Origin of the sequence: Aureimonas ureilytica (genome assembly GCF_001475935.1) — a bacterium.
GTDB classification, from domain to species: domain Bacteria; phylum Pseudomonadota; class Alphaproteobacteria; order Rhizobiales; family Rhizobiaceae; genus Aureimonas; species Aureimonas ureilytica_A.
In genome coordinates this window covers 1-458 of the sequence record NZ_LDQA01000177.1, presented here as the reverse complement: position 1 = coordinate 458, position 458 = coordinate 1, and the positions used below count along the sequence as shown (strand labels likewise).

Annotated in this window: 1 pseudogene; it reads left to right on the top strand. The window is 69.0% G+C overall.

Annotated elements, in window-relative coordinates:
* Window positions 1-203 (top strand): annotated as a pseudogene (locus NS365_RS24735) (ribokinase); the annotation flags it as partial.
* Window positions 204-458: the final 255 nt, after the last annotated feature.

Genomic DNA, 458 nt, shown 5'->3' with positions numbered 1-458 from the left:
TCTGGGCGGCCCTCGGGCAGGACAGCGAGGCCGAGGCGATCCGGCGGGGACTGGCGCGCGAAGGCCTAGGCGATCGCTTCCTGACCGCCCTGCCCCTGCCGAGCGACCGATCCAGCATCCTCATCGACGCGTCCGGCGAGAACCAGATCGTCAGCGCTGTCGCCTGCGCGATATTCGCCCAGCCGACGCTGAGCGGATCATAGGCTCTGGCGCAGGCGGGCGATAGTCTGGTGCTGCAAGGCAATCTCGGGATGGACGTGACGCGCGTTATGTTGGACGCCGCGCGGTCCGCCTCCTGTCGGACGGTACTCAATGCCAGCCCTCTAGCGGATGGGTGCTCGATGCCGCTCGGGGCCGATGTCGTCATCGTCAATCGGGGCGAGGCCGCGATGCTGACGGGCGAACGCGATCCCACTGAAGCGGCGCGAGCGTTGATCGCGCATGGCGCGGGCTCGGCG